This is a genomic window from Neobacillus sp. Soil_C_43 (assembly GCF_057656715.1).
On the sequence record NZ_JBDGJV010000015.1, the window covers coordinates 1 to 22420 of the forward strand.

22 protein-coding genes, 1 rRNA gene and 1 riboswitch are annotated in these 22420 nt (G+C 42.6%); of the genes, 20 read left to right on the forward strand and 3 right to left on the reverse strand.

Annotation, left to right across the window (positions count from 1 at the left end; genetic code table 11):
• Positions 1-76, forward strand: a 5S ribosomal RNA gene (rrf, locus tag AC3A54_RS18285); the annotation flags it as partial.
• 203 nt (positions 77-279) lie between these two features.
• On the opposite strand, the gene AC3A54_RS18290 is transcribed toward rrf, so the two are convergent.
• Positions 280-1515, reverse strand: a complete 1236-nt coding sequence (locus AC3A54_RS18290) for a translocation protein TolB (RefSeq protein ID WP_487655598.1) — start codon at positions 1513-1515, stop codon at positions 280-282.
• A gap of 113 nt (positions 1516-1628) precedes the next feature.
• On the opposite strand from AC3A54_RS18290, the gene AC3A54_RS18295 reads away from it, so the two are divergent.
• From AC3A54_RS18295 to purD, 15 genes are all read left to right on the forward strand, one after another.
• Entirely contained in the window at positions 1629-2522 is an 894-nt protein-coding gene (locus AC3A54_RS18295) for a mechanosensitive ion channel family protein (protein ID WP_487655599.1), read from the forward strand.
• 56 nt (positions 2523-2578) lie between these two features.
• Positions 2579-3121, forward strand: coding sequence for a DUF2179 domain-containing protein (locus AC3A54_RS18300; RefSeq protein ID WP_487655600.1), 543 nt, complete (start codon positions 2579-2581; stop codon positions 3119-3121).
• The gene (locus tag AC3A54_RS18305) at positions 3118-3312 is read left to right on the forward strand and encodes an NETI motif-containing protein (protein ID WP_308081419.1); all 195 of its coding nucleotides are present in this window, start codon (positions 3118-3120) and stop codon (positions 3310-3312) included. The genes AC3A54_RS18300 and AC3A54_RS18305 overlap by 4 nt, the downstream gene beginning before the upstream one ends.
• Positions 3313-3402: 90 nt before the next feature.
• Positions 3403-3504, forward strand: a riboswitch (purine riboswitch).
• Positions 3505-3671: 167 nt separating this feature from the next.
• Complete coding sequence (purE, locus tag AC3A54_RS18310; protein WP_308081418.1) at positions 3672-4154, forward strand: 5-(carboxyamino)imidazole ribonucleotide mutase; 483 nt, start codon at positions 3672-3674, stop codon at positions 4152-4154.
• Positions 4138-5292 carry a 5-(carboxyamino)imidazole ribonucleotide synthase gene (gene purK / locus AC3A54_RS18315; protein WP_487655601.1) on the forward strand — a complete coding sequence of 385 codons (1155 nt, stop codon included), beginning with the start codon at positions 4138-4140 and terminating at the stop codon, positions 5290-5292. Before purE ends, purK begins: the two co-directional genes overlap by 17 nt.
• Positions 5293-5295: 3 nt before the next feature.
• Positions 5296-6594: an adenylosuccinate lyase gene (purB, locus tag AC3A54_RS18320; RefSeq protein WP_487655602.1), complete on the forward strand. Its 1299-nt coding sequence runs from the start codon at positions 5296-5298 to the stop codon at positions 6592-6594.
• Between the two features lie 386 nt (positions 6595-6980).
• Entirely contained in the window at positions 6981-7694 is a 714-nt protein-coding gene (purC, locus tag AC3A54_RS18325) for a phosphoribosylaminoimidazolesuccinocarboxamide synthase (RefSeq protein WP_487655603.1), read from the forward strand.
• Complete coding sequence (gene purS / locus AC3A54_RS18330; protein ID WP_335544458.1) at positions 7687-7941, forward strand: phosphoribosylformylglycinamidine synthase subunit PurS; 255 nt, start codon at positions 7687-7689, stop codon at positions 7939-7941. The genes purC and purS overlap by 8 nt, the downstream gene beginning before the upstream one ends.
• Positions 7938-8621, forward strand: coding sequence for a phosphoribosylformylglycinamidine synthase subunit PurQ (gene purQ, locus AC3A54_RS18335; protein WP_487655604.1), 684 nt, complete (start codon positions 7938-7940; stop codon positions 8619-8621). Before purS ends, purQ begins: the two co-directional genes overlap by 4 nt.
• Positions 8605-10830 (forward strand): phosphoribosylformylglycinamidine synthase subunit PurL, encoded by a 2226-nt coding sequence (gene purL / locus AC3A54_RS18340; RefSeq protein WP_487655605.1) that lies wholly within the window; start codon positions 8605-8607, stop codon positions 10828-10830. Before purQ ends, purL begins: the two co-directional genes overlap by 17 nt.
• Positions 10806-12209 (forward strand): amidophosphoribosyltransferase, encoded by a 1404-nt coding sequence (gene purF / locus AC3A54_RS18345; protein WP_487655606.1) that lies wholly within the window; start codon positions 10806-10808, stop codon positions 12207-12209. Before purL ends, purF begins: the two co-directional genes overlap by 25 nt.
• A 15-nt stretch (positions 12210-12224) precedes the next feature.
• Positions 12225-13259, forward strand: a complete 1035-nt coding sequence (purM, locus tag AC3A54_RS18350; protein ID WP_335544462.1) for a phosphoribosylformylglycinamidine cyclo-ligase — start codon at positions 12225-12227, stop codon at positions 13257-13259.
• On the forward strand, positions 13256-13858 hold the full coding sequence (gene purN / locus AC3A54_RS18355; RefSeq protein WP_335544463.1) for a phosphoribosylglycinamide formyltransferase: 603 nt from the start codon (positions 13256-13258) through the stop codon (positions 13856-13858). Before purM ends, purN begins: the two co-directional genes overlap by 4 nt.
• The gene (purH, locus tag AC3A54_RS18360; protein ID WP_487655607.1) at positions 13833-15371 is read left to right on the forward strand and encodes a bifunctional phosphoribosylaminoimidazolecarboxamide formyltransferase/IMP cyclohydrolase; all 1539 of its coding nucleotides are present in this window, start codon (positions 13833-13835) and stop codon (positions 15369-15371) included. Before purN ends, purH begins: the two co-directional genes overlap by 26 nt.
• Before the next feature lie 15 nt (positions 15372-15386).
• Positions 15387-16658, forward strand: a complete 1272-nt coding sequence (gene purD, locus AC3A54_RS18365) for a phosphoribosylamine--glycine ligase (protein WP_487655716.1) — start codon at positions 15387-15389, stop codon at positions 16656-16658.
• Here purD and AC3A54_RS18370 read toward each other — a convergent pair.
• Positions 16655-16768 carry an EYxxD motif small membrane protein gene (locus AC3A54_RS18370; RefSeq protein ID WP_487655608.1) on the reverse strand — a complete coding sequence of 38 codons (114 nt, stop codon included), beginning with the start codon at positions 16766-16768 and terminating at the stop codon, positions 16655-16657. The genes purD and AC3A54_RS18370 overlap by 4 nt on opposite strands.
• A gap of 935 nt (positions 16769-17703) precedes the next feature.
• A complete protein-coding gene (locus tag AC3A54_RS18375) occupies positions 17704-18009 on the reverse strand; it encodes a YgaP family membrane protein (RefSeq protein ID WP_487655609.1) in 306 nt (101 codons plus the stop codon).
• Between the two features lie 167 nt (positions 18010-18176).
• Here AC3A54_RS18375 and AC3A54_RS18380 point away from each other — a divergent pair, with 167 nt between their 5' ends.
• From AC3A54_RS18380 to pcrB, 4 genes are all read left to right on the forward strand, one after another.
• Positions 18177-19925, forward strand: a complete 1749-nt coding sequence (locus tag AC3A54_RS18380) for an adenine deaminase C-terminal domain-containing protein (RefSeq protein WP_487655610.1) — start codon at positions 18177-18179, stop codon at positions 19923-19925.
• Between the two features lie 54 nt (positions 19926-19979).
• Positions 19980-21035, forward strand: a complete 1056-nt coding sequence (locus AC3A54_RS18385) for a DUF3048 domain-containing protein (RefSeq protein ID WP_487655611.1) — start codon at positions 19980-19982, stop codon at positions 21033-21035.
• A gap of 27 nt (positions 21036-21062) precedes the next feature.
• On the forward strand, positions 21063-21377 hold the full coding sequence (locus AC3A54_RS18390; RefSeq protein WP_335544469.1) for a YerC/YecD family TrpR-related protein: 315 nt from the start codon (positions 21063-21065) through the stop codon (positions 21375-21377).
• Between the two features lie 334 nt (positions 21378-21711).
• Positions 21712-22395: a heptaprenylglyceryl phosphate synthase gene (gene pcrB / locus AC3A54_RS18395; RefSeq protein WP_487655612.1), complete on the forward strand. Its 684-nt coding sequence runs from the start codon at positions 21712-21714 to the stop codon at positions 22393-22395.
• Positions 22396-22420 lie beyond the last annotated feature (25 nt).

Consider the following 22420-nt stretch of genomic DNA (forward strand, 5'->3'; position numbering starts at 1 on the left):
GAACACGGAAGTTAAGCTTCTCAGCGCCGATGGTAGTTGGGACGAAAGTCCCTGTGAGAGTAGGACGTTGCCAGGCAAATGAAAAGACAACCTGTAAAGGGTTGTCTTTTTTCATTCTTGTTAAATTGATGGAAAAAATTTCCTTTATATGGTTAAAAATACAAAACACATCAAAAACGGCACAAAAGTTTTTGAAAATGGCACAAAACCACCTAATATCTGCACAAAACCATGCAAAAATGGCACAAAACACGAATAAAACTGTCTTCAATACCGAATCTAGTCCCACCTCTTGTATAAATCAAATACCTCATCCCAATGCCACTTTTCATAATACCAGCTTGCAACAGTAACATTATTAATCCAAACCTTTTCCTTCCTTTTATCTGCTCGAGAAACAAGTATTTTAGCGGTCTTCCTATTTGTCCTTACCCAAACCAGTTGATTATGAACGATTTGTGGTGCAAAATCCCCTTCGTTTTTTAAAGGAAAGGTAACCTGGGTCACTTGTGTATCGCTAATCTTATTTAAACTTGGTAATGGGCGCTTAGCAATGTCCACTAGTTCACTTTCCTTAGAGCGTGAGACAATGAGAGTGTGGGAGTTATTCCAAAAAAAATCACGATCCACATAACCATTAGGTGTAAGTATCTCTTTTCGTAATCCCGGAATGAAGACTGTCTTTAATTGTTTATCTTTCTGTGCCTCTCGACCTGAGCCACCTATATAACCGAGCTCATTTTTCCAGGGTGACCATCGAAACCAGTTTTCATCATTTAACATTTCATCAACCTTTTTAAAAATCTGCCCGTCAAATGAAAACAAACACAAAGTATTACTATCAGCAGATAACGAAGCAGTTGGGATTAATAAAAAGCTAATCCACTTTTTGTCCGCAGACCATTTAAAGGCGCTCGTACTCACATAGTACTCATCTTCCCCGATAGGTATGGTGTAAATAGGTTTAATCTTTGGCTTGTCCTTATCGAAAACCACTTCTGAAATGATCATGTCTGAATGAAGCTCAGCCTTTTTCCTTGAGGAAATCAATAACCTTTTACCATCAGGGAACCATGAAACATTCTCTACATTTGTAGCAATAGGAGTAGCCAGATAAAGACTAGAAGGATCCGAATTGAAGAAAAATAAAGCATCATTTACAAGAAAAGTGAGTTGATTGCCTTGTGGTGACCAAGCGAAATTTTTAGATACATTTGTTTTTACTTTAAATTGCTTTTTCATTTTAATATTATAAAGCCACAAATCTCCGATGAAGAAAGTTTCATCAGCATCTTTTGCCCCCTTTAAATAAGCAATCCAATAGCCATCATGCGACCATTTTGGATATCTTATTAAGTCTCCATTTGTAATCCGCTCTTCCTTATCAACTACTTTAACCCACAAATCATTGTCTCTAATAAAAGCCGCCTGGGTGGTTGCAATCGAGGCACTCGCAAATACACTTGCATGAAAAGCTGTTAAAAAAAGTACGATTATAAGTGTTTTCTTAATCATAGGAACTCCTCAATCAATAGAATGTGTCTACCTATTATTTAGAGTGCATAAGTTTCTAAAAATTATTTTGCATTCAATTGTAAACACTATGGGTGATAAAAGAAGAAGGTGAAATGATGGATTGGTTGAATTTGCTCCATAAATATAAATTGACGAGTATTATTTTGGCTGCTGTGATTGCATGGATTTGTGTTTATATTATCAATAAACTCGTCCATGATTTTTTTAAGCGTACTCATTTTATTGAGGAACGAAAAGAACAAACGATCGAGAGTATGATCCGATCATTAACAAAGTATACCGCCACTTTAAGCTTTATCTTTTTTGCCATCTCTCAATATGTCACCCATTTTGGCAGAGTTCTTACGGGGGCTGGAGTAGTCGGAGTGATCGTCGGATTTGGTGCACAAAGCCTGATTAGAGATATCCTTTCAGGGATTTTCTTAATATATGAGAAGCAGCTGCATAAAGGTGACTTCATTACGATTAACAATACCTTCAACGGAACAGTTGAGGAAATAGGACTAAGATTTATTAAACTCAGGGAGTGGAGTGGCAAACTATTAACTATAAGTAACGGCGAAATCAAGCAAATACATAATTACAATATCAATCAAATGCGTGTCATCGAGAGAGTGGTCATCAGCTATCGGGAAAATCCTGATAAGGTATGGGAGGTTCTAGAATTGGCTTGTGAAAAAATCAATGAAGTAAACAAGCCATGCATGAAATTAGACGCGACAGAATGTATCGTTGAGCCATTTAAAGTTTACGGGATGACATCTTTAAATGCTTCCTTCAGAGGAATTGAATACACGATTACCGGATTGGTTGATGACGCTTTTTACTGGGATGCCGCAAAACAAACTAGGAGAATAATTGCCCAAACATTATACAATTACGAGATACGACTAGCCGAGGACACGATGCTTCTCAAGCAAGCAGAAGACCTGCATACTTCACAAACTCTGGAAAATTCGGGGCATATTACAACACTTAAGGACTGACCCATAGGAAATTATATGTTAAAGTGGTAGGAAGCAATCGTGGAGGAGGACATCTTGTGTTAGAAAACAGTTTTATCATGGTAGTGATTATTCTGCTCATCAATATTGTCTATGTTTCTTTTTTTACCATAAGGATGATACTAACTTTAAAGGGGCAGCGCTATCTCGCAGCATTTCTTAGTACGATTGAAGTGGTTATTTATGTGCTTGGACTGGGTCTGGTATTAAATAATCTCAATGAAATTCAAAACCTTATAGCCTACGCGGTTGGATATGGTGTCGGTGTCATTGCCGGTATGAAGATTGAAGAAAAGCTGGCTCTAGGCTATATTACTGTTAATGTAATAACAAAGGAATATGATAAAGACCTTCCTAAAATTCTAAGAGAAAAAGGGTATGGCGTCACCAATTGGGAAGCAAATGGACTTGAAGGCGACCGGATGGCGATGCAAATACTCACCCCAAGAAAATTTGAATTAAAACTATATGATGCGATAAAAAGTTTGGATCCTAAGGCATTCATCATTACCTATGAACCGAAATCCATCCATGGTGGTTTCTGGGTCAAATCAGTGAAAAGAGGGAAATTATTTTCATGAGTAAGAAGCAGAAATTTGAGGTCCAGGAAAATGAAAGTATTGAGGATTGCTTGAATAGAATGAAACAGCAAGGTTATGTTCCTGTCCGGCGTACAGAGAAACCCATTTTTCGAGAAGTGAAAAAGGGAAACGAAACTATTTACGAACCAGTCGGTCGTGAAATCGTGTTTGAAGCCCAGTTGTCGGAGTAAAACACGAACATTGTAGTATTATTTAAAAATAATGTTCGATATTATTGTTGACATACGATTGGGTTGGTTGGTAAGATAAAGCTATCAGATGTAACAATTAATCTTTACCCTCATATATCCATGGGAATATGGCCCATAAGTTTCTACCCAATAACCGTAAATTATTGGACTATGAGGGAAAGTCTATATGTTCGGCAATAAGGGGAAGTCCCCTTACGTTTATTTATGAATTCTTTCTAATGCCCGGGCAAATGGCTTTCTCTTATCGAGAGGCTATTTGTTTCGGGTATTTTCTATTTGTTTGTATTTTACCTTGATGTCCATTCGTGTGACAAGTTAAGAGAAAAGGGTGAGTAGGAATGAAAGTTGGCATCATCATGGGGAGCAAGTCGGACTGGGAAACAATGAAGCATGCATGTGACATTCTTGATCAGCTTGAAATTGTCTATGAGAAAAAGGTGATTTCAGCGCACCGGACGCCTGATTTGATGTTTACCTATGCTGAAGAAGCTAGAAACAGAGGGCTAAAGGTAATCATAGCGGGAGCAGGCGGTGCAGCGCATCTTCCAGGCATGGTAGCGGCAAAGACAACTCTTCCGGTTATCGGTGTTCCCATTCAATCACAAGCCTTAAAAGGATTAGATTCCCTGCTATCCATTGTGCAAATGCCAGGTGGTGTGCCAGTGGCAACGGTGGCCATTGGAAAAGCTGGGGCTATAAATGCAGGTCTTTTGGCCGCACAAATTTTAGCAACAGAAGATCAGAAGCTTGCTAATCAATTAGAAGCGAGAAGAGAAGCTATTAAACTAGAAGTCTTAGAAAGTAGTGATCAGCTTGTCTAAAGTGATTTTACCAGGAGCAACTATTGGCATAATTGGTGGAGGTCAGTTGGGAAGAATGATGGCTCTAGCAGCAAAGGCACAGGGCTTTCGAATTGCCGTTTTAGAACCGACACCAGACTCTCCCTGCGGCCAAGTAGCTGATGTGCAAGTGATTGGTGCATACAATAGCCGAGAGGCCATCAGTAAGTTAGCAGAGATGAGCGATGTCATTACATACGAATTTGAAAATATAGATGCAGATACGTTAGGCTGGTTATGTGAGCATGCCTATGTGCCGCAAGGTCCAACTCTACTTACAATTACACAGGATCGGATCAAGGAAAAACGAGTGATTCAGCAGGCGGGTATCGAAGTTGCCCCCTATGAGGTGATACGGAGCTTGCATGATTTATTGTTAAAAATAGATGCAGTTGGGTACCCGGCGGTCTTAAAAACAGCAAGAGGCGGGTATGATGGGAAGGGGCAGCTTGTCATTCACCATCCGGAAGACGTGTTAGAGGGTAAGGCTCTATGTGAACTAGGTCCATGTGTGTTGGAGAAATGGATTCCATTTGAAAAAGAACTATCTGTCATTGTGACACGCAAGCAAAATGGTGAAACAGCCATTTTCCCTGTAGCTGAAAATATTCATGTCGATAATATTTTACATCAAACGATTGTCCCAGCGAGGATTTCAGAGACTGTTGTAGCAGCAGCTGTTCAAAAGGCGGAGGAATTAGCAGATTCTCTTGAATTAGTGGGCACACTGGCAGTAGAAATGTTTTTAACGAATGATGGGACCATATATGTTAATGAGCTGGCACCAAGGCCGCATAATTCCGGGCATTTTTCGATAGAAGCTTGCGAGACCTCACAGTTTGAGCAGCATATACGTGCTATTTGTAACTGGCCGTTAGGAAGCACGGAGCTATTAAAACCAGCCGTTATGGTCAATCTATTAGGAGAGCATCTTGAAACCTTGTATAGAGAGATTCCTACCCAAAAAGATTGGAAGGTTCATCTGTACGGAAAAGAAGATCCTAAATGGAAACGGAAGATGGGTCATGTTACACTTTTACGAGAAACAACTGCGGACGCTCTTAAGGAGCTCGAAATGAGCAGTATTTGGAACACAGCAAAAGAAAAGATCGGGGGATAAAACATGATTGATCGTTACACAAGACCTGAGATGGGTGCCATTTGGACAGAGGAGAACCGCTTTAATGCCTGGCTGGAGGTAGAAATTCTAGCCTGTGAGGCATGGGCGGAGCTAGGTGATATTCCAAAGGCGGATGTTGAAAAATTACGCCAAAACGCGTCCTTCAATATTGAGCGCATCAAAGAAATTGAAGCAGAAACACGACACGACGTGGTGGCCTTTACCCGCGCGGTGTCCGAAACATTAGGGGAAGAGCGGAAATGGGTGCATTACGGATTAACGTCAACAGATGTGGTGGATACAGCACTTTCTTATGTTTTAAAGCAGGCGAATGCAATTTTACAAAAAGATCTAGAAAACTTTGTTGAGATTTTAAAGAACAAAGCCATGGAACACAAAATGACCGTTATGATGGGTCGGACTCACGGTGTTCATGCGGAGCCAACAACATTCGGGCTGAAGCTTGCGCTTTGGTACGAAGAAATGAAGCGCAATCTGGAACGCTTTAAGCAGGCTGCCGAAGGAATTGAGTTTGGTAAGATTTCTGGTGCGGTAGGCACATATGCAAATATCAATCCGTTTGTAGAGCAGTATGTTTGTGAAAAGTTAGGACTGCAACGGGCACCAATTTCAACTCAAACGTTGCAACGTGACCGCCATGCTCACTATATGTCCACGATTGCTTTGATTGCGACGTCCATTGAGAAGTTTGCGGTGGAGGTTCGCGGATTGCAAAAGAGTGAGACGCGTGAGGTAGAAGAGTTTTTTGCAAAAGGTCAAAAGGGTTCCTCGGCAATGCCGCATAAACGGAATCCAATTGGTTCCGAGAATATGACGGGAATTGCCCGAGTTCTACGTGGGTACATGCTGACGGCTTATGAAAATGTGCCGCTGTGGCATGAGCGTGATATCTCGCATTCTTCTGCTGAACGAATTATATTGCCAGATGCGACGATTGGCTTGAATTATATGTTAAACCGTTTCGGTAATATTATTAAAAATCTTACTGTGTATCCGGAAAATATGAAACGAAATATGGACCGGACGCTTGGGTTGATTTACTCACAGCGTGTGCTACTTGCGCTGATTGATAAAGGGTTATCACGTGAAGAGGCGTATGATACGGTACAGCCGAAAGCGATGGAGGCGTGGGAGAATCAGGTTCCATTCCGTGGTTTGATTGAAGCAGATGGTAAAATTACTTCGTTGCTGTCACCGGTTGAAATTGCCGATTGCTTTGACTATAACTACCATCTACAGCATGTAGATACGATTTTTGACCGATTAGGGTTGAATGGGTGAAGGTGTAGAAGCTAGGCTAGGGGTTCTATGAGCCCGAACTATCTTGAAAAAGGGGTTTGCGGTAACGTAGAGAGGACCTACGAGCCCGAAACAGAGGAAAAAGAGAGCAGCCGGTCGCGTAGAAGGGTTCTACGAGCCCGAAACAGTGGAAAAAAAGGGTTAACGGTCGCGTAGAGAGGATCTACGAGCCCCAAACAGAGAAAATAGAGGGTTAACGGTCGCATAGAGAGGATCTACGAGCCCCAAACAAAGAAAAAAAAGGGTTGGCGGTCGCGTAAAGCATCACAACGTGACCCCCAACCAAAAATAAACCAAGGGACATGGCACAACCAGCCTATTTACAGTCTGAAGATTCCCAATATTGCGAACAAGGAGCGAACCAATCCATGAAAGAACTTTTATACGAAGGAAAAGCGAAACGCATTTACACAACAGACAACGATAACACTGTTTTGGTAGAGTACAAGGATTCCACCACCGCATACAACGGGCAAAAAAAGGCAGACATTGCCGGCAAAGGCCGATTAAATAACGAGATTACTAGTTTGATATTTTTAAAGCTTAAAGAACACGGGATCGATTCACACTTTATCGAGCGCGTTTCAGAAACGGAACAGCTGGTGAAAAGAGTAAGCATTATCCCGCTTGAAGTCGTCGTTCGCAATGTCGCAGCAGGAAGCCTTTCAACAAGATTGGGAATCGAAGAAGGCAAAAAACTAACCACACCGATTGTGGAATTTTATCTAAAAGATGATGAATTAGGCGATCCACTCATCACAATTGACCATATTCTTGAGCTAAATATCGCTACAACAGAAGAAATCTATATTTTACGAGGAAAAGCACTCGAGGTAAATGCTATTTTATCCAGCTTCTTTTCAGAGCTAGGTATCCGTCTCATCGATTTCAAGCTAGAGTTTGGTAAAGACGAAAAGGGAAGCATTCTCCTTGCCGATGAAATATCCCCTGACACGTGCCGACTGTGGGATCAAGCAACCAACGAAAAGTTCGATAAGGATGTTTTCCGTCGTGATTTAGGTAGTCTAACCACAGCCTATGAGACTATTTTAGAGAGACTTGGAGGTCATCAGCATGTATAAAGTTAAGGTATATGTCACTCTTAGAGAAAGTGTATTAGATCCTCAAGGGAAAGCAGTCACACACTCACTGCATTCACTCAACTACAAGCAAGTGGCCGATGTGCGAATCGGAAAATATATGGAACTCACTATTGAAAAATCAGAGCAGGACATCGATGAAATAGTAAATGAAATGTGCAGAAGCTTACTTGTCAATCCAGTGATCGAAGACTATCGATACGAGGTAGAGGAGTGTGTCGCTCAGTGAAGTTTGCGGTGATCGTTTTTCCAGGCTCGAACTGTGATATCGATATGTACCATGCGATAAAAAATGAACTGGGTGAGCAAGTGGAATATGTTTGGCACGATACTGAGAGCCTAGAAGAGTTTGATGGAATTTTGCTGCCTGGTGGTTTCTCCTATGGAGATTACCTCCGCTCAGGTGCACTCGCTCGTTTTAGCAAGGTCATGAAAGAGGTCGTAAAAGCGGCCGAAGCAGGCAAGCCAGTCCTGGGTGTATGTAACGGATTCCAAATTCTTCTTGAGGCCGGGCTGTTGCCTGGAGCGATGCGCAGGAATGAGAGTCTTTCCTTTATCTGCAAGCCGGTCCAACTAAGAGTGGAAAACAACCAAACGATGTTTACTGCCGACTATCAACAAGGAGAAGCAATCACAATCCCTGTTGCTCACGGAGAAGGAAATTACTACTGTGATGAAGAAACGCTTGCGAAACTAAAAGCAAATAACCAAATCGTATTTACTTATCAGGAAAATCCAAACGGAAGTCTCGAAAATATTGCGGGAATCGTAAATGAAAAGGGCAATGTCCTTGGAATGATGCCACACCCTGAACGTGCAGTGGATGAGCTGTTAGGCGGGGCAGATGGACTAAAAATGTTTCAATCAATTGTAAAGGCTTGGAGGGAAGCATATGTTGTTAACGCTTGAACCAAATCCTACCCAAATTAAAACAGAAAAAATCTATCAGCAAATGGGTTTGTCCGATGAAGAATTTGCAATGATTGAATCGCTCTTAGGCCGTACGCCTAATTATACGGAAACAGGTCTTTTTTCAGTCATGTGGTCGGAGCATTGCAGCTATAAAAACTCAAAGCCGGTGCTGAAAAAATTCCCGATTACGGGTGATAGAGTACTTCAAGGTCCTGGTGAAGGAGCGGGGATCGTTGATATCGGCGACGGCCAGGCCGTAGTTTTTAAAATTGAAAGCCATAACCATCCATCGGCGATTGAGCCGTATCAAGGTGCGGCAACTGGTGTCGGCGGGATTATCCGTGATGTGTTTTCCATGGGCGCACGTCCTATCGCTCTATTAAACTCGCTTCGCTTTGGTGAGCTGGATTCAGCTCGTGTTCGTTATTTATTTAAAGAGGTTGTTGCCGGGATTGCCGGTTATGGCAACTGTATTGGCATTCCAACGGTTGGCGGCGAAATCCAGTTCGAGCCTTGCTATGAAGGCAATCCACTGGTGAATGCGATGTGTGTCGGCCTTATTGACCATAAGGATATTAAAAAGGGTCTGGCCCATGGTGTAGGTAATACGGTGATGTATGTAGGAGCAAAAACAGGCCGCGACGGAATCCACGGTGCTACGTTTGCTTCCGAGGAATTAAACGAACAATCCGATGAAAAACGTCCAGCAGTTCAAGTCGGCGATCCATTTATGGAGAAGCTTCTTTTAGAAGCTTGCCTTGAACTCATTCAATCCGATGCACTTGTAGGGATTCAAGATATGGGTGCAGCCGGACTTACCAGCTCGTCTGCAGAAATGGCAAGTAAAGCGGGAATGGGCATTGAGATGAATTTAGACCTTGTACCGCAGCGGGAAACAGGGATGACTGCCTATGAAATGATGCTGTCTGAGTCCCAGGAACGCATGTTGATCGTCGTTAAAAAGGGAAGAGAACAGGAAATTACGTCTCTTTTTAAAAAATATGATTTAGAAGCAGTGGCGATTGGAACGGTAACGGACGATAAGAAACTGCGCTTAATCCATAGAGGGGAAACGGTGGCAGATGTACCGGTGGATGCTCTAGCAGAGGATGCACCAGTTTATCATAAACCATCCCAAGAGCCGGCTTATTTTAGGGAGTTCCAGGCAACTGAGCAAGAGATTCCTCAAGTCGACGATTTAAAAGGCACACTAGTAAAAATTCTGAGCCAGCCAACCGTGGCCAGCAAGGAATGGGTGTATGAGCAATATGACTACATGGTTCGCACAAACACGGTTGTTTCTCCTGGATCAGATGCATCGGTTCTTCGGATTCGCGGAACAAGGAAGGCTTTAGCGATGACGGTTGATTGCAACTCACGCTATGTCTATTTGGATCCGGAAACAGGCGGGAAAATTGCCGTGGCGGAAGCGGCGCGTAACATTATTTGTTCCGGTGCAGAGCCGTTAGCGATTACCGATAACCTGAACTTTGGAAATCCAGAAAAGCCAGAGGTATTCTGGCAAATTGAAAAAGCAGCGGATGGAATCAGCGAGGCATGTCGCGTCCTCCAAACTCCTGTCATCGGCGGGAACGTGTCATTATATAACGAAACTAGCGGTACTGCAGTCTATCCGACACCAGTTATTGGTATGGTGGGCTTAGTAACCGATATTGACCATATTACTACGCAACATTTTAAAAACAGCGGCGACCTTATTTACCTTGTAGGTGAGACGAACCCTGAGTTTGGTGGTAGTGAATTACAAAAACTGATTCATGGCCGAATCTTTGGTCAAGCACCTGAATTAAATGTAATTTTTGAAAAAGAAAGACAGGATACGGTCCTAGCGGCAATTCGTGCTGGGTTGGTTCAATCTGCACATGACCTGTCTGAAGGCGGCTTGGGTGTGGCTCTCGCGGAATGTCTTTTCGCTAATGAACAACTGGGGGCAGAGGTAACCATTGAAGGAGACCCTGTCACTGCCTTATTTAGTGAAACCCAATCTCGTTTTCTATTAACGGTAAAAGAAGAGAATCAAATAGCGTTTGAACGTTTTGTAAAAGCCAAGCTAATCGGTCAGGTAAATGCTTCTGGAGCTTTACGTGTGATGAATGATAATGAATCTGTTCTCGAAGCTTCAGTAAACGAACTGAAAGCTGCTTGGAAAGGAGCCATCCCATGCTTGCTGAAATCAAGGGATTAAATGAAGAATGCGGTATTTTTGGTGTCTGGGGACATCCGGATGCGGCCCAGTTAACCTATTACGGACTTCACAGCTTGCAGCATCGCGGCCAAGAAGGAACCGGCATCGTTGTCTCTGATGGGAAAACACTCAAAGGTGTAAAAGGCGAGGGATTGGTGTCAGAGATATTTACAACTGAAGCGATGACAAAATTAACCGGTTCGGCTGCCATCGGTCATGTTCGATATGCGACAGCAGGAGGGGGCGGCTATGAGAACGTCCAGCCCCTTTTGTTCCATTCACAAAGCGGCAGTCTTGCTCTTGCCCATAATGGAAACCTAGTCAATGCCAATTCCTTGAAACACCAGCTTGAGACGCAGGGAAGTATTTTTCAAACAAGCTCTGATACAGAAGTATTGGCCCATCTTATACGAAGAAGCGGCTATCCTCATCTTAATGATCGCGTAAAAAATGCGCTCTCCATGCTAAAAGGAGCGTACGCCTATTTAATTATGACGGAAACGGAATTAATGGTGGCCCTTGATCCGCATGGTCTGAGACCTCTTTCACTTGGGTTGTTAGGGGATGCTTACGTAGTGGCTTCTGAGACATGTGCATTTGATGTGGTGGGTGCAGAATATATCCGCGAAATTATGCCTGGAGAACTGCTGATCATTAATGAAAACGGATTAACCTCTGAGAGATTTGCTATCAGTACGACCAAGGCCATTTGTATGATGGAATATGTTTATTTTTCCAGACCGGATAGCAATATTCATGGAATCAATGTGCATACAGCTCGAAAAAACCTAGGAAAGAGATTAGCACTTGAAGCCCCTATTGATGCGGATGTCGTGACAGGGGTCCCAGATTCGAGTATTTCTGCCGCTATTGGCTATGCAGAAGAGGCGGGAATCCCCTATGAAATGGGCTTAATTAAGAACCGCTATGTGGGGAGGACATTTATTCAGCCTTCTCAAACACTAAGGGAACAAGGGGTAAAAATGAAGTTGTCAGCGGTTCGCGGGGTAGTCGAAGGAAAGCGTGTCGTCATGGTTGATGATTCGATTGTCCGTGGAACAACGAGCAGAAGAATTGTCTCGCTTCTAAAGGAGGCAGGAGCAACAGAGGTACATGTGGTGATTAGCTCTCCTCCGATTAAAAATCCATGTTTTTATGGCATTGATACTTCAACGAAAGAAGAATTAATTGCCTCAGATAAATCGGTCGAGGACATTCGTCAGCTGATTGGGGCCGATTCCTTAACCTTTTTAACAGTAGATGGCATGATGCATGCGCTCGGTCAGGAAGGCACGGACGGCTATTGTCTTGGCTGCTTTACCGGAAATTATCCAACAGAAATTTATCCGGATACACTCCAATATTATTATCAAAAATAGGAAGGGAGCACTGGCATGACAAACGCGTATAAACAAGCAGGCGTAAATATCGAAGCAGGATACGAAGCGGTGGAACGTATGAAAAAACATGTCCAAAAAACAGCAAGAGCCGGTGTAATAGGCAGCTTAGGCGGATTCGGGGGCATATTTGATTTGTCCGCTCTCAACTTGAAAGAGCCAGTTCTGGTTTCAGGCACCGACGGGGTTGGGACAAAATTAAAGATAGCTTTTATGATGGACCAGCACGATACCATTGGGATTGATGCGGTTGCCATGTGCGTGAATGATATCGTCGTCCAAGGAGCAGAACCTCTTTTCTTTTTAGATTATATTGCGTGTGGAAAGGCTATTCCGGAAAAAATTGAGGCCATTGTGAAAGGCATTGCAGATGGCTGTGAGCAGGCAGGCTGCGCGTTAATCGGCGGTGAAACGGCGGAAATGCCGGGCCTTTATCGTGAAGACGAGTATGATCTTGCCGGTTTCACGGTTGGAGCATGTGAAAAGCAGCAGTTAATTACGGGTGAAGCTATAAAGCCGGGAGATGTGTTAATTGGATTAGCTTCTAGCGGTATCCATAGTAATGGCTACTCCCTTGTCAGAAAAGTATTTAACAACTGGTCATTGATTGAATATGTGAATGAACTAGAGTGTACATTAGGGGAAGAATTACTTAAACCGACTAAGATCTATGTAAAGCCTATTTTGTCCGCATTAAAGAAATTCAAGCTAAAAGGAATAGCACATATCACAGGCGGAGGCTTTATTGAGAATATTCCGCGGATGCTCCCTGCTGGTCTTGGTGCAGAGTTGATTGAAAAAAGCTGGCATATTCCAGCCGTGTTTAAGCTGATATCTGAGGTTGGACAAATTGGTTACAATGAGATGTATAATGTGTTTAACATGGGCATCGGAATGGTGGTCGCTATTGATAAGGAAGAGGTAGCAGACTTAATTCAGCATTTCCAGGAAGCTGGAGAAACGGCGTATGAAATAGGTGTAGTCACCAACCAAGAAGGAATTCGCATTAAAGGATTTGGTGAGTGGGAATGAAACGCTTTGCAGTGTTTGCCTCAGGGAGCGGAAGTAATTTTCAAGCCATCGTCGATAAGGTGCAATCAGGAGAGTTGTCTGCCGATTTAACCATGTTAATATGTGATCAACCCGGAGCGTATGCGATCGAAAGAGCAAGGAAGGCGCACATCCCCTCTTTTGTTTTTCACGCAAAGGAGTATCCTAGTAAGGCGGATTATGAAAAGGAAATTTCTTTTCTATTAAAGGAAAGAAACGTCGATTTTATCGTCCTTGCTGGATATATGCGTTTGATTGGCCCAACCTTGCTTAAAGAGTTTGAGGGACGAATTGTGAATATCCACCCTTCCCTGCTTCCTAATTTTCCCGGTAAAGATGCCATTGGTCAGGCGCTGGCCGCAAAAGCAAAATGGAGTGGGGTTACGATCCACTATGTGGATGAAGGCATGGACACGGGACCCATCATTGTTCAGGAACGAGTTCGTGTAGAAGAAAGTGAAACACGAGAAAGCCTGCAGGAGAAAATTCAAGCGATTGAACATAAGCTCTATCCATCCATTTTACAAATGTTGTTAACCAGAGGAGAGGTCATTAATGAAGAAAAAACGCGCACTTATTAGTGTTTCTGACAAAACCGGAGTAGGAGAATTTGCCAAGGAATTAGTTGCACTTGGCTTTGAAATTATTTCAACCGGCGGGACGAAAAAGATGCTTCACGAACAGGGGATTCCTGTATTGGGCGTGAGTGATGTCACTGGATTCCCGGAAATTTTAGAAGGACGCGTTAAGACGTTAAATCCATTTATTCATGGTGGTCTGCTTGCCAAACAAGATGATGTGGAACATCAAAAACAGCTGGATGAACATGGAATTGAGGCAATTCAGCTTGTTTGCGTTAATCTGTATCCATTTCAGCAAACCATTGAAAAACCAGATGTAACAGTGGAGGACGCGATTGAAAATATCGATATTGGCGGTCCAACGATGCTTCGTGCCTCAGCGAAAAACCATCAATATGTCACGGTTGTAGTGGATCCCACTGACTACCCGACAGTGATTGCGGAGTTGCAGGCGAATGAAGAAACAACAATCGAAACAAGAAGAAAGCTAGCGGCGAAAGTGTTCCGTCACACGGCAGCCTACGATGCACTCATTGCAGGTTACATGACAGATTTAGCTCAGGAAGAGACACCAGAAAAATTAACCGTTACATATGAATTAAAGCAAACCTTACGATATGGAGAGAACCCCCATCAACAAGCTGTTTTTTATAAAAAGCCTCTTGGCTCTGTGTTTTCGATTGCCTACGCAGAGCAGCTTCATGGTAAAGAGCTTTCCTACAACAATATCAATGATGCCGATGCAGCACTGCAAATTGTAAAAGAATTCACTGAGCCAGCGGCTGTTGCCGTGAAGCATATGAATCCATGCGGAGTCGGTACAGGGACAACAAGCTTGGACGCGTTTAATAAAGCATTTGCAGCAGATCCTGTATCGATTTTTGGCGGAATTATTGCTTTCAACCGAGAAGTAGATGCCGAAACAGCTAGAAAACTTCACGAAATCTTTTTAGAAATTATCATTGCACCGTCCTTTTCGGAGGAAGCATTATCCATCCTAACAAGTAAAAAGAACCTTCGCTTGTTAATCATTTCGTTTGATGGTGTGAAGAAACAGGAACAGAAAATGACAACGATCGAAGGCGGATTACTCGTTCAAGACCAGGACCGCTTTACCCTAGACGATGCTGTTGTTAAAGTAGCGACGAAAAGACAGCCGACAGATGCAGAATGGGAAGCATTAAAGCTGGGCTGGAAGGTTGTAAAGCATGTAAAGTCCAATGCCATCGTTGTGGCAAATGAGGATATGACCATCGGGATTGGTGCAGGACAAATGAACCGTGTCGGTGCGGCAGAAATTGCATTGAAACAGGCAGGAGAAAAAGCGGAAGGTGCTGCGCTTGCATCAGATGCATTTTTCCCAATGGATGATACTGTTGAAGCTGCTGCAAAAGCAGGTATTACAGCGATTATTCAGCCAGGTGGTTCCATTCGTGATGAGGATTCAATTAAAAAAGCAGATGAATATGGAATTGCCATGGTGTTTACCGGAGTAAGACATTTTAAACACTAAGTGGGGGTTTGTATGATGAAGGTCTTAATCATTGGTCGCGGTGGGAGAGAGCATGCTTTATGCCGAAAAGTAAGTGAAAGCACGTTGGTTGAAAAAGTCTTTGTCGCACCTGGAAATGACGGAATGGTGGATGTGGCTGAGTTGGCTCTTATTGATGAGTCACAGCACGAACAACTCATTCAATTTGCCGTGGAGCAGGGTGTGGGCTTAACCATTATCGGACCGGAAGTACCTCTCTTAGAAGGTCTTGCCGACCAGTTTGAGGCGGCAGGGTTACTTGTCTTCGGTCCCCGCCAAGCGGCAGCGGAAATTGAGGGAAGTAAATCCTTTGCGAAGGAACTCATGAAAAAATATCAGATTCCGACGGCTGATTATGCTGTATTTACTTCCTTTGAAGAAGCACGTGATTATATAGAGGAAAAAGGAGCGCCTATTGTTATAAAAGCCGATGGTTTAGCGGCGGGAAAAGGTGTAACAGTGGCGTTCACAAAAGAAGAAGCGATAGGCAGTTTGGAAGAAATGCTTGTTGGTGCGAGATTTGGAGCTGCCTCTTCTCGAGTAGTCATCGAGGAGTTTTTAAGCGGTGAGGAATTTTCACTTATGGCATTGGTGAATGGTAATGTGGTCGTTCCACTGGAAATTGCTCAGGACCATAAGCGAGCGTTTGATGGGGATCAGGGGCCAAATACAGGTGGAATGGGCGCTTATTCACCTGTTCCTCAGATTGGGAGGGAAACGGTAGAAACGGCGATTGAGACCGTCCTAATCCCGGCTGCCAAGGCTATGGTGCAGGAAGGCAGAAGCTTTTGTGGTGTTTTATATGCCGGGTTAATTGCTACGGCAGAGGGTCCAAAGGTCATCGAGTTTAATGCCCGTTTTGGTGATCCGGAAACCCAAGTCGTCTTACCGAGATTACAATCAGATTTGGTTCAAGTGATGGTAGAGCTATTGCAGGGTGGCTGTCCGCAGCTCGAATGGTCGGAAGAGGCAATGGTTGGTGTCGTTGTGGCAGCAAAGGGATATCCTGATCAATATGAAAAAGGTGCCGTGCTTACAGGATTGAACGATTTTACTGATGAAGTGATTACTTTTCATGCGGGTTCTTTGAAAAATGAATCTGGTGAATTTGTAACTAATGGTGGCAGGGTCCTGCTTGTTGGTGCGAAAGCAGAAACGCTGCAAGCAGCTCAAGAAAAGGTTTACCAAGAGATGGAAAAGCTTCAGTGTGATGGGATTTTTTATCGAAAAGATATTGGTGCAAAAGCAATTCAACCCGTTATTGGCTAACGGGCTCGTCTTTTACTGGAGCGGCGCATATAGGTATAGAGTAAGGCTACAATGCTGCCGATAATCACAATCACCACAAACGACATATGACTTACGTATTCCCAAAACATCATCATCGACTCCTATCAGGGAGGCTGACTCAAGTTAGGGGCTTATGCAAGCCCCTTAGCACTGAGTTAGCCTCTGTTTTTTTTAGCTTTTTTGTTTGGCTCATTCCAAATTAAGTTCTCAGTTAAAAAACTGCTTATATGGGACCGAAATCCCTCTGGAACGACAAGAAAGGTCGCGTAGAGAGGCTCTATGAACCCGAATTTCCTTTCGGTCGCATAGAGAGGTTCTATGAGCCCTATTTCCTTCTCGGAATGACGAGAAAGGTCGCGTAGAGAGGCTCTATGAGCTTGAATTTCCTTTCGAACGAAGAAAAAGGTCGCATAGAGAGGTTCTATGAACCCGAATTCCTTCTCGGAATGATGAGAAAGGTCGCGTAGAGAGGCTCTATGAGCTTGAATTTCCTTTCGAACGAATAGAAAGGTCGCATAGAGAGGTTCTATGAGCCCAATTCCTTCTCGGAATGACGAAAAAAGTCGCGTAGAGAGGTTCTATGAGCCCGAATTCCCTCCCGAACGAAGAGAAAGGTCGCATAGAGAGGTTCTATGAGCCCGTTCCCTTCTCGGAATGACGAGAAAGGTCGCATAGAGAGGTTCTATGAGCCCGTTTTCCCTTTCGAACGAAGAGAAAGGTCGCGTAGAGAGGATCTATGAACCCGAATTTCCTTTCGAACGAAGAAAAAGGTCGCATAGAGAGGCTCTATGAACCCGAATTCCCTCCCGAACGAAGAGAAAGGTCGCGTAGATAGGTTCTATGAGCCCGAATTCCCTCCCGAACGAAGAGAAAGGTCGCATAGAGAGGATCTATGAACCCGAATTCCCTCTCAAAAAACGAAAAAGGTAGCATAGAGAGGTTCTATGAACCCATTTTCCCTTTCGATACAACGAAGAATCATCACGTAAAAGAATTGTTGAAGCCCTTAAACCTGATCCAACATCTAAGACGGATTATAAGGCAGTACCTCTTCTCCATCAAAATCTTCTAAGCCTTCCATGCTATTCCTTGACTCGTTGGCAGGATCATCAACCTGCATTTTACACTGATATTGTTCATATAATGCGGTTAGTGGACAATAACGAACAATGCCCTCTGCTACTTTCATTGCACCCAAAAAGGCAGCCAATAAATAAGAATCTCTCCAAGGACGCTTTACTAGCTTCGAGGTGCTCCAAGCAAGAATAGTTAACCCAAATGTAATCCGAATTAGCGCATTTAAAATCCCGATATTTGGACGGATATTCAAGTTGTTCACTCCTTCACAATATTTTTACAATATTTATCAATTCTTTAATGCGTTAAATGATAAAATATGATAATATAGTATCTAAAGAAATTTTGTAAGGGCTTTCTTTATGATTAAATCAAGTTTTTAACATAGATATAGTTTGTTTGAAAAGGGAGGGATATGGTATGCTAGAACAACGCTACCGCTGGAAAAACAAAAACTTACGCATGCATGTATCCGTTTTAGATGGGAAAACTTCTCCAACAATCCTATTGAAAAACGCCTTATATTTAAATCAGACGTTCCGTCAATGGATGAGAGCGAATATATGGATTTACGACGATCGAATTGTCTATGTCGGCGAAAACCTGCCTGCACATTTGGATGAAAAATGTGAAATCATTGATTGCACAAATGAGATTTTAGTTCCAGGCTATATTGAACCACATGCGCATCCGTTTCAATTATATAATCCCCTAACATTTGCGGCCTATGCATCGCAGTTTGGGACGACAACATTAATTAACGATAATATGGCACTTATTTTAAATTTGAAAAAAAGGGAAGCGTTTTCATTGTTGCGTGATCTCCGCACAATTCCCTCAACCATGTTTTGGTGGTGCCGCTTTGATTCACAAACAGAAATCCTGAATGAAGAGGAAAAATTTTCGCATAGTAATATTAAATCGTGGCTCGAGCATGATGCCGTACTCCAAGGTGGAGAACTGACCGGATGGCCAAAATTGCTTGATGGCGACGATATGATGCTTCATTGGATTCAAGAAACGAAAAGAATGCGCAAAAAAATCGAAGGTCATTTTCCAGGTGCGTCTGAAAAAACGTTAGCGAAAATGATGCTGCTAGGTGCAGATTGTGATCATGAAGCCATGACGGGAGAAGAGGTTTATAGTCGCTTAATGCAAGGCTATATGGTTTCCTTAAGGTATTCCTCTATTCGCCCAGATCTTCCGCAGCTATTGGACGATATGAAGCGTTTAGGCATTGAGGCGTATGATAGATTACTATTTAATACAGATGGCTCATCTTCTGCCTTTTATGAACAAGGAATCACGGATCACATGATTCAAATGGCTATTGAAAAAGGCGTGCCCATTATTGATGCGTATAATATGGCAACTGTTAATATAGCAAGATATTATAATATCGATCATTTATATGGGAATATTGCCACTGGCCGAGTGGCTAATATTAACTTCCTATCAAGTATTGAAAATCCAACGCCTGTATCTGTTTTAGCAAAAGGAAAATGGGTAAAACGTGATGGTGTGAAGGTGGAAGAGGCGTATCCTGGGGTGGATTGGAAGAACTACGGCTTGAAGCCCATGGAGTTAGATTGGGAGTTATCCATGGATGATTTACAGTATTCGATGCCGTTCGGAATTAAAATGGAAAACTCCGTAATTACAAAACCATACTCCATCTCCATTGATGTCTCAGGCGATGAACTTCCACCAGATCACGACGAGTGCTTCTTTACTTTAATTGACCGTAAAGGAAAATGGAGAATTAACACCCTATTAAAAGGCTTTGCAACAAAGCTATCCGCATTAGCAAGCTCGTTTTCTAATACTGGTGACATTATTTTAATAGGAAAAAATAAACAAGATATGCTTCATGCTTTTAATAGAATGAAAGAATTAGGCGGAGGCATTGTGGTGGTAGAGGAAGATAACGTGGTTTGCGAGCTCCCACTTTATTTAAGTGGAATCATGTCAGATCTTCCGATGGAAGAGTTAATGCAGCAGGAAAAGGGATTGTTTACAGTCTTAAAGGATAGAGGCTATTCTTTCTCCGACCCGATTTATAGTCTGCTATTCTTTTCTTCCACCCATTTGCCGTATATTCGCATTACTCAGCAAGGAATGTATGATGTGATGAACAAAACAGTACTCTTTCCTTCGATAATGCGTTAAACTGTAAATAAGTAAAGAGTTAAAGTGTGAAAGCAAAATAGGGGTGTTCTATACATGAAAAAATGGGCTGTTGCCATGGCAGCTGTCCTGTTACTGTTCTCAGGCTGCAGTAATAAGGAAAAAGAAAAAGTACAAGAACCAGTTAAAAAAGAAAAAGTGGTTGAAAAAGTAGAAAAAAAAGAGCAAGAGAAGCAGGAATACCCTTATTATTATCCATTAACAGGCATTGGGTCTACAACCGAAACGGATGGAAGAGCGGTTGCTGTTATGGTAAATAATCATCCGAAAGCCAGACCACAATCAGGTTTAAATAAGGCGGATGTGGTGTATGAGGTGCTTGCAGAGGGTGATATTACTCGATTCCTTGCCGTTTTTCAAAGTGAAAAGCCGGAAAATATCGGACCTGTCCGCAGTGCACGGGATTATTATGTTAATCTTGCCAAAGGACTGAATGCTCTTTATGTAGCTCATGGCTGGAGTGAAGAGGCAAAGAAGATGCTGGAAGGAAATGTTGTGGATAATTTAAACGGAATGGTTTATGATGGTACCCTGTTTAAGCGATCCAAAACACGAAAAGCACCTCACAACTCCTATATTACGTATGAAAATATTTTAAAAGGCGCTGAGCAGAAGAAATATTCGATGGAAAAAAGTCCCCCGAGTTTTACATTTATGTCTGAGGATGAGAGAAAAAATGTAACCGGGAATGAAGCCACATCGGTGAAGGTTACGTATTCAAAGGGTGGGATTTCGGACTCTGTATTGGAATTCGACAGTACTGTTGGCAAATATAAGCGCTTTTCAGGTGGGGAGCAGACAGTTGATTCAGACACCAATGAACCAGTTTTACTGGATAATGTATTTATTATTGAAGCCGTTCATAAAATCATTGATTCATATGGCCGCAGGGATATTGACCTGCAGTCAGGAGGAAGAGCCTACCTCATCCAGATGGGGAAGGTGAACGAAGTAGAATGGGCTAATCGGAATGGACTAATTGTTCCCATGAAAAATGGGAAAGAGGTTCCTTTGGTTCAAGGAAAGACTTGGATCAATGTGGTCCCAACAACTCCTGGAATGGAAACCAGTGTTTCTTTTAACGTCAAATAAACAATTTATCTTAAAGGGGTAAACAATATGCAAATTAATAAATTACGTGGAAAAGAGCTTGACCAGTTGTTCCAATCAGTTCTTTCATTAAAGGATTTGGAAGAATGCTATCGCTTTTTTGATGACTTGTGCACAATCAATGAGATTCAATCGTTAGCACAACGTTTGGATGTAGCGAGAATGCTGCGTGAAGGAAATACGTATCACAAGATTGAAACGGAAACAGGTGCAAGTACAGCAACGATTTCTCGTGTGAAGCGCTGCTTAAACTTTGGAAACGATACGTACGAAATGGTCCTTGAACGTATTAAAGATGAGAATAGTAAAACAAGTAACGAATAAAAAAACCGAAGAGGATAATCTTCGGTTTTTTCTTTTTTATATAACGTGTTGATAAAGCATACTGTTGTTTTAGACACCCTGTTGATTGGAGCGGAAGGCGCGAAGACTCCTGTGGGAGTAGCTGGTCACGGGAGACCCCGCAGGAGTGAGCGACGAGGAGGCTCCCGGACCGCCCCACGGAAAGCGAAGTGCCTGGAGAGGAAATCAACAGGAATGTTAATGTGAAATACAAACTGGATATGATTTCTATAATTACTATTACTGTTTTGTTTTTTTATCGAAAGGTCAAATGCTATAATGGTGTAATGGATTACTGAATGGGAGGATCTTTGGGATGTATGATTTTCGCGAGTGGCGGCATGTCTTTAAACTCGATCCAAATAAAGAAATAACAGACGAGCAATTGGAAAAAATTTGTGAGTCTGGGACGGATGCAGTGATTGTAGGAGGAACGGATGGAGTAACACTCGAGAACGTTCTTGATCTAATGGCAAGAATTCGCCGTTATACAGTTCCATGTGTCCTTGAAGTTTCAAGTATCAATACGGTTACACCAGGTTTTGATCTTTATTTTGTACCGACCATATTAAATAGCAATGATCCAAACTGGATTACCGGTTTGCATCATCAAGCAGTTAAAGAATATGGTGAAATCATGGATTGGGAAGAATTCGCCATGGAAGGGTACTGTATTTTAAACGAAGAATGTAAAGCGGCTAAACTGACATCAGCCAACGCTCAATTAACAACCGAGGATGTTAAGGCCTATGCAATGATGGCAGAAAAAATGTTTCAGCTACCAATCTTCTATTTAGAATATAGCGGTAAATATGGGGATCCTGCTGTAGTAGCGGAAGTTAAAAAGGTTCTTGAACAAACTACGTTATTCTATGGTGGGGGAATCACTACCGCCGAACAGGCAGTTGAAATGGCCAAGCATGCCGATGTCATTGTAGTCGGAAATGTCATTTATGACAATTTTGATCAAGCATTGGAAACCGTAAAAAGTGTCAAATAGATATTTGCTTCAGAGCAAAATTAAC

What these genes read in the sequence shown, in the direction of transcription:
- AC3A54_RS18290 (WP_487655598.1), bottom strand. Translation starts at nt 1,515, where the DNA reads ATGATTAAGAAAACACTTATAATCGTACTTTTTTTAACAGCTTTTCAT.
- AC3A54_RS18295 (WP_487655599.1), top strand. Translation starts at nt 1,629, where the DNA reads ATGATGGATTGGTTGAATTTGCTCCATAAATATAAATTGACGAGTATT.
- AC3A54_RS18305 (WP_308081419.1), top strand. Translation starts at nt 3,118, where the DNA reads ATGAGTAAGAAGCAGAAATTTGAGGTCCAGGAAAATGAAAGTATTGAG.
- purE (WP_308081418.1), top strand. Translation starts at nt 3,672, where the DNA reads ATGAAAGTTGGCATCATCATGGGGAGCAAGTCGGACTGGGAAACAATG.
- purB (WP_487655602.1), top strand. Translation starts at nt 5,296, where the DNA reads ATGATTGATCGTTACACAAGACCTGAGATGGGTGCCATTTGGACAGAG.
- purC (WP_487655603.1), top strand. Translation starts at nt 6,981, where the DNA reads ATGAAAGAACTTTTATACGAAGGAAAAGCGAAACGCATTTACACAACA.
- purS (WP_335544458.1), top strand. Translation starts at nt 7,687, where the DNA reads ATGTATAAAGTTAAGGTATATGTCACTCTTAGAGAAAGTGTATTAGAT.
- purL (WP_487655605.1), top strand. Translation starts at nt 8,605, where the DNA reads ATGTTGTTAACGCTTGAACCAAATCCTACCCAAATTAAAACAGAAAAA.
- purF (WP_487655606.1), top strand. Translation starts at nt 10,806, where the DNA reads ATGCTTGCTGAAATCAAGGGATTAAATGAAGAATGCGGTATTTTTGGT.
- purM (WP_335544462.1), top strand. Translation starts at nt 12,225, where the DNA reads ATGACAAACGCGTATAAACAAGCAGGCGTAAATATCGAAGCAGGATAC.
- purN (WP_335544463.1), top strand. Translation starts at nt 13,256, where the DNA reads ATGAAACGCTTTGCAGTGTTTGCCTCAGGGAGCGGAAGTAATTTTCAA.
- purH (WP_487655607.1), top strand. Translation starts at nt 13,833, where the DNA reads ATGAAGAAAAAACGCGCACTTATTAGTGTTTCTGACAAAACCGGAGTA.
- purD (WP_487655716.1), top strand. Translation starts at nt 15,387, where the DNA reads ATGAAGGTCTTAATCATTGGTCGCGGTGGGAGAGAGCATGCTTTATGC.
- AC3A54_RS18370 (WP_487655608.1), bottom strand. Translation starts at nt 16,768, where the DNA reads ATGTTTTGGGAATACGTAAGTCATATGTCGTTTGTGGTGATTGTGATT.
- AC3A54_RS18380 (WP_487655610.1), top strand. Translation starts at nt 18,177, where the DNA reads ATGCTAGAACAACGCTACCGCTGGAAAAACAAAAACTTACGCATGCAT.
- AC3A54_RS18385 (WP_487655611.1), top strand. Translation starts at nt 19,980, where the DNA reads ATGAAAAAATGGGCTGTTGCCATGGCAGCTGTCCTGTTACTGTTCTCA.
- AC3A54_RS18390 (WP_335544469.1), top strand. Translation starts at nt 21,063, where the DNA reads ATGCAAATTAATAAATTACGTGGAAAAGAGCTTGACCAGTTGTTCCAA.
- pcrB (WP_487655612.1), top strand. Translation starts at nt 21,712, where the DNA reads ATGTATGATTTTCGCGAGTGGCGGCATGTCTTTAAACTCGATCCAAAT.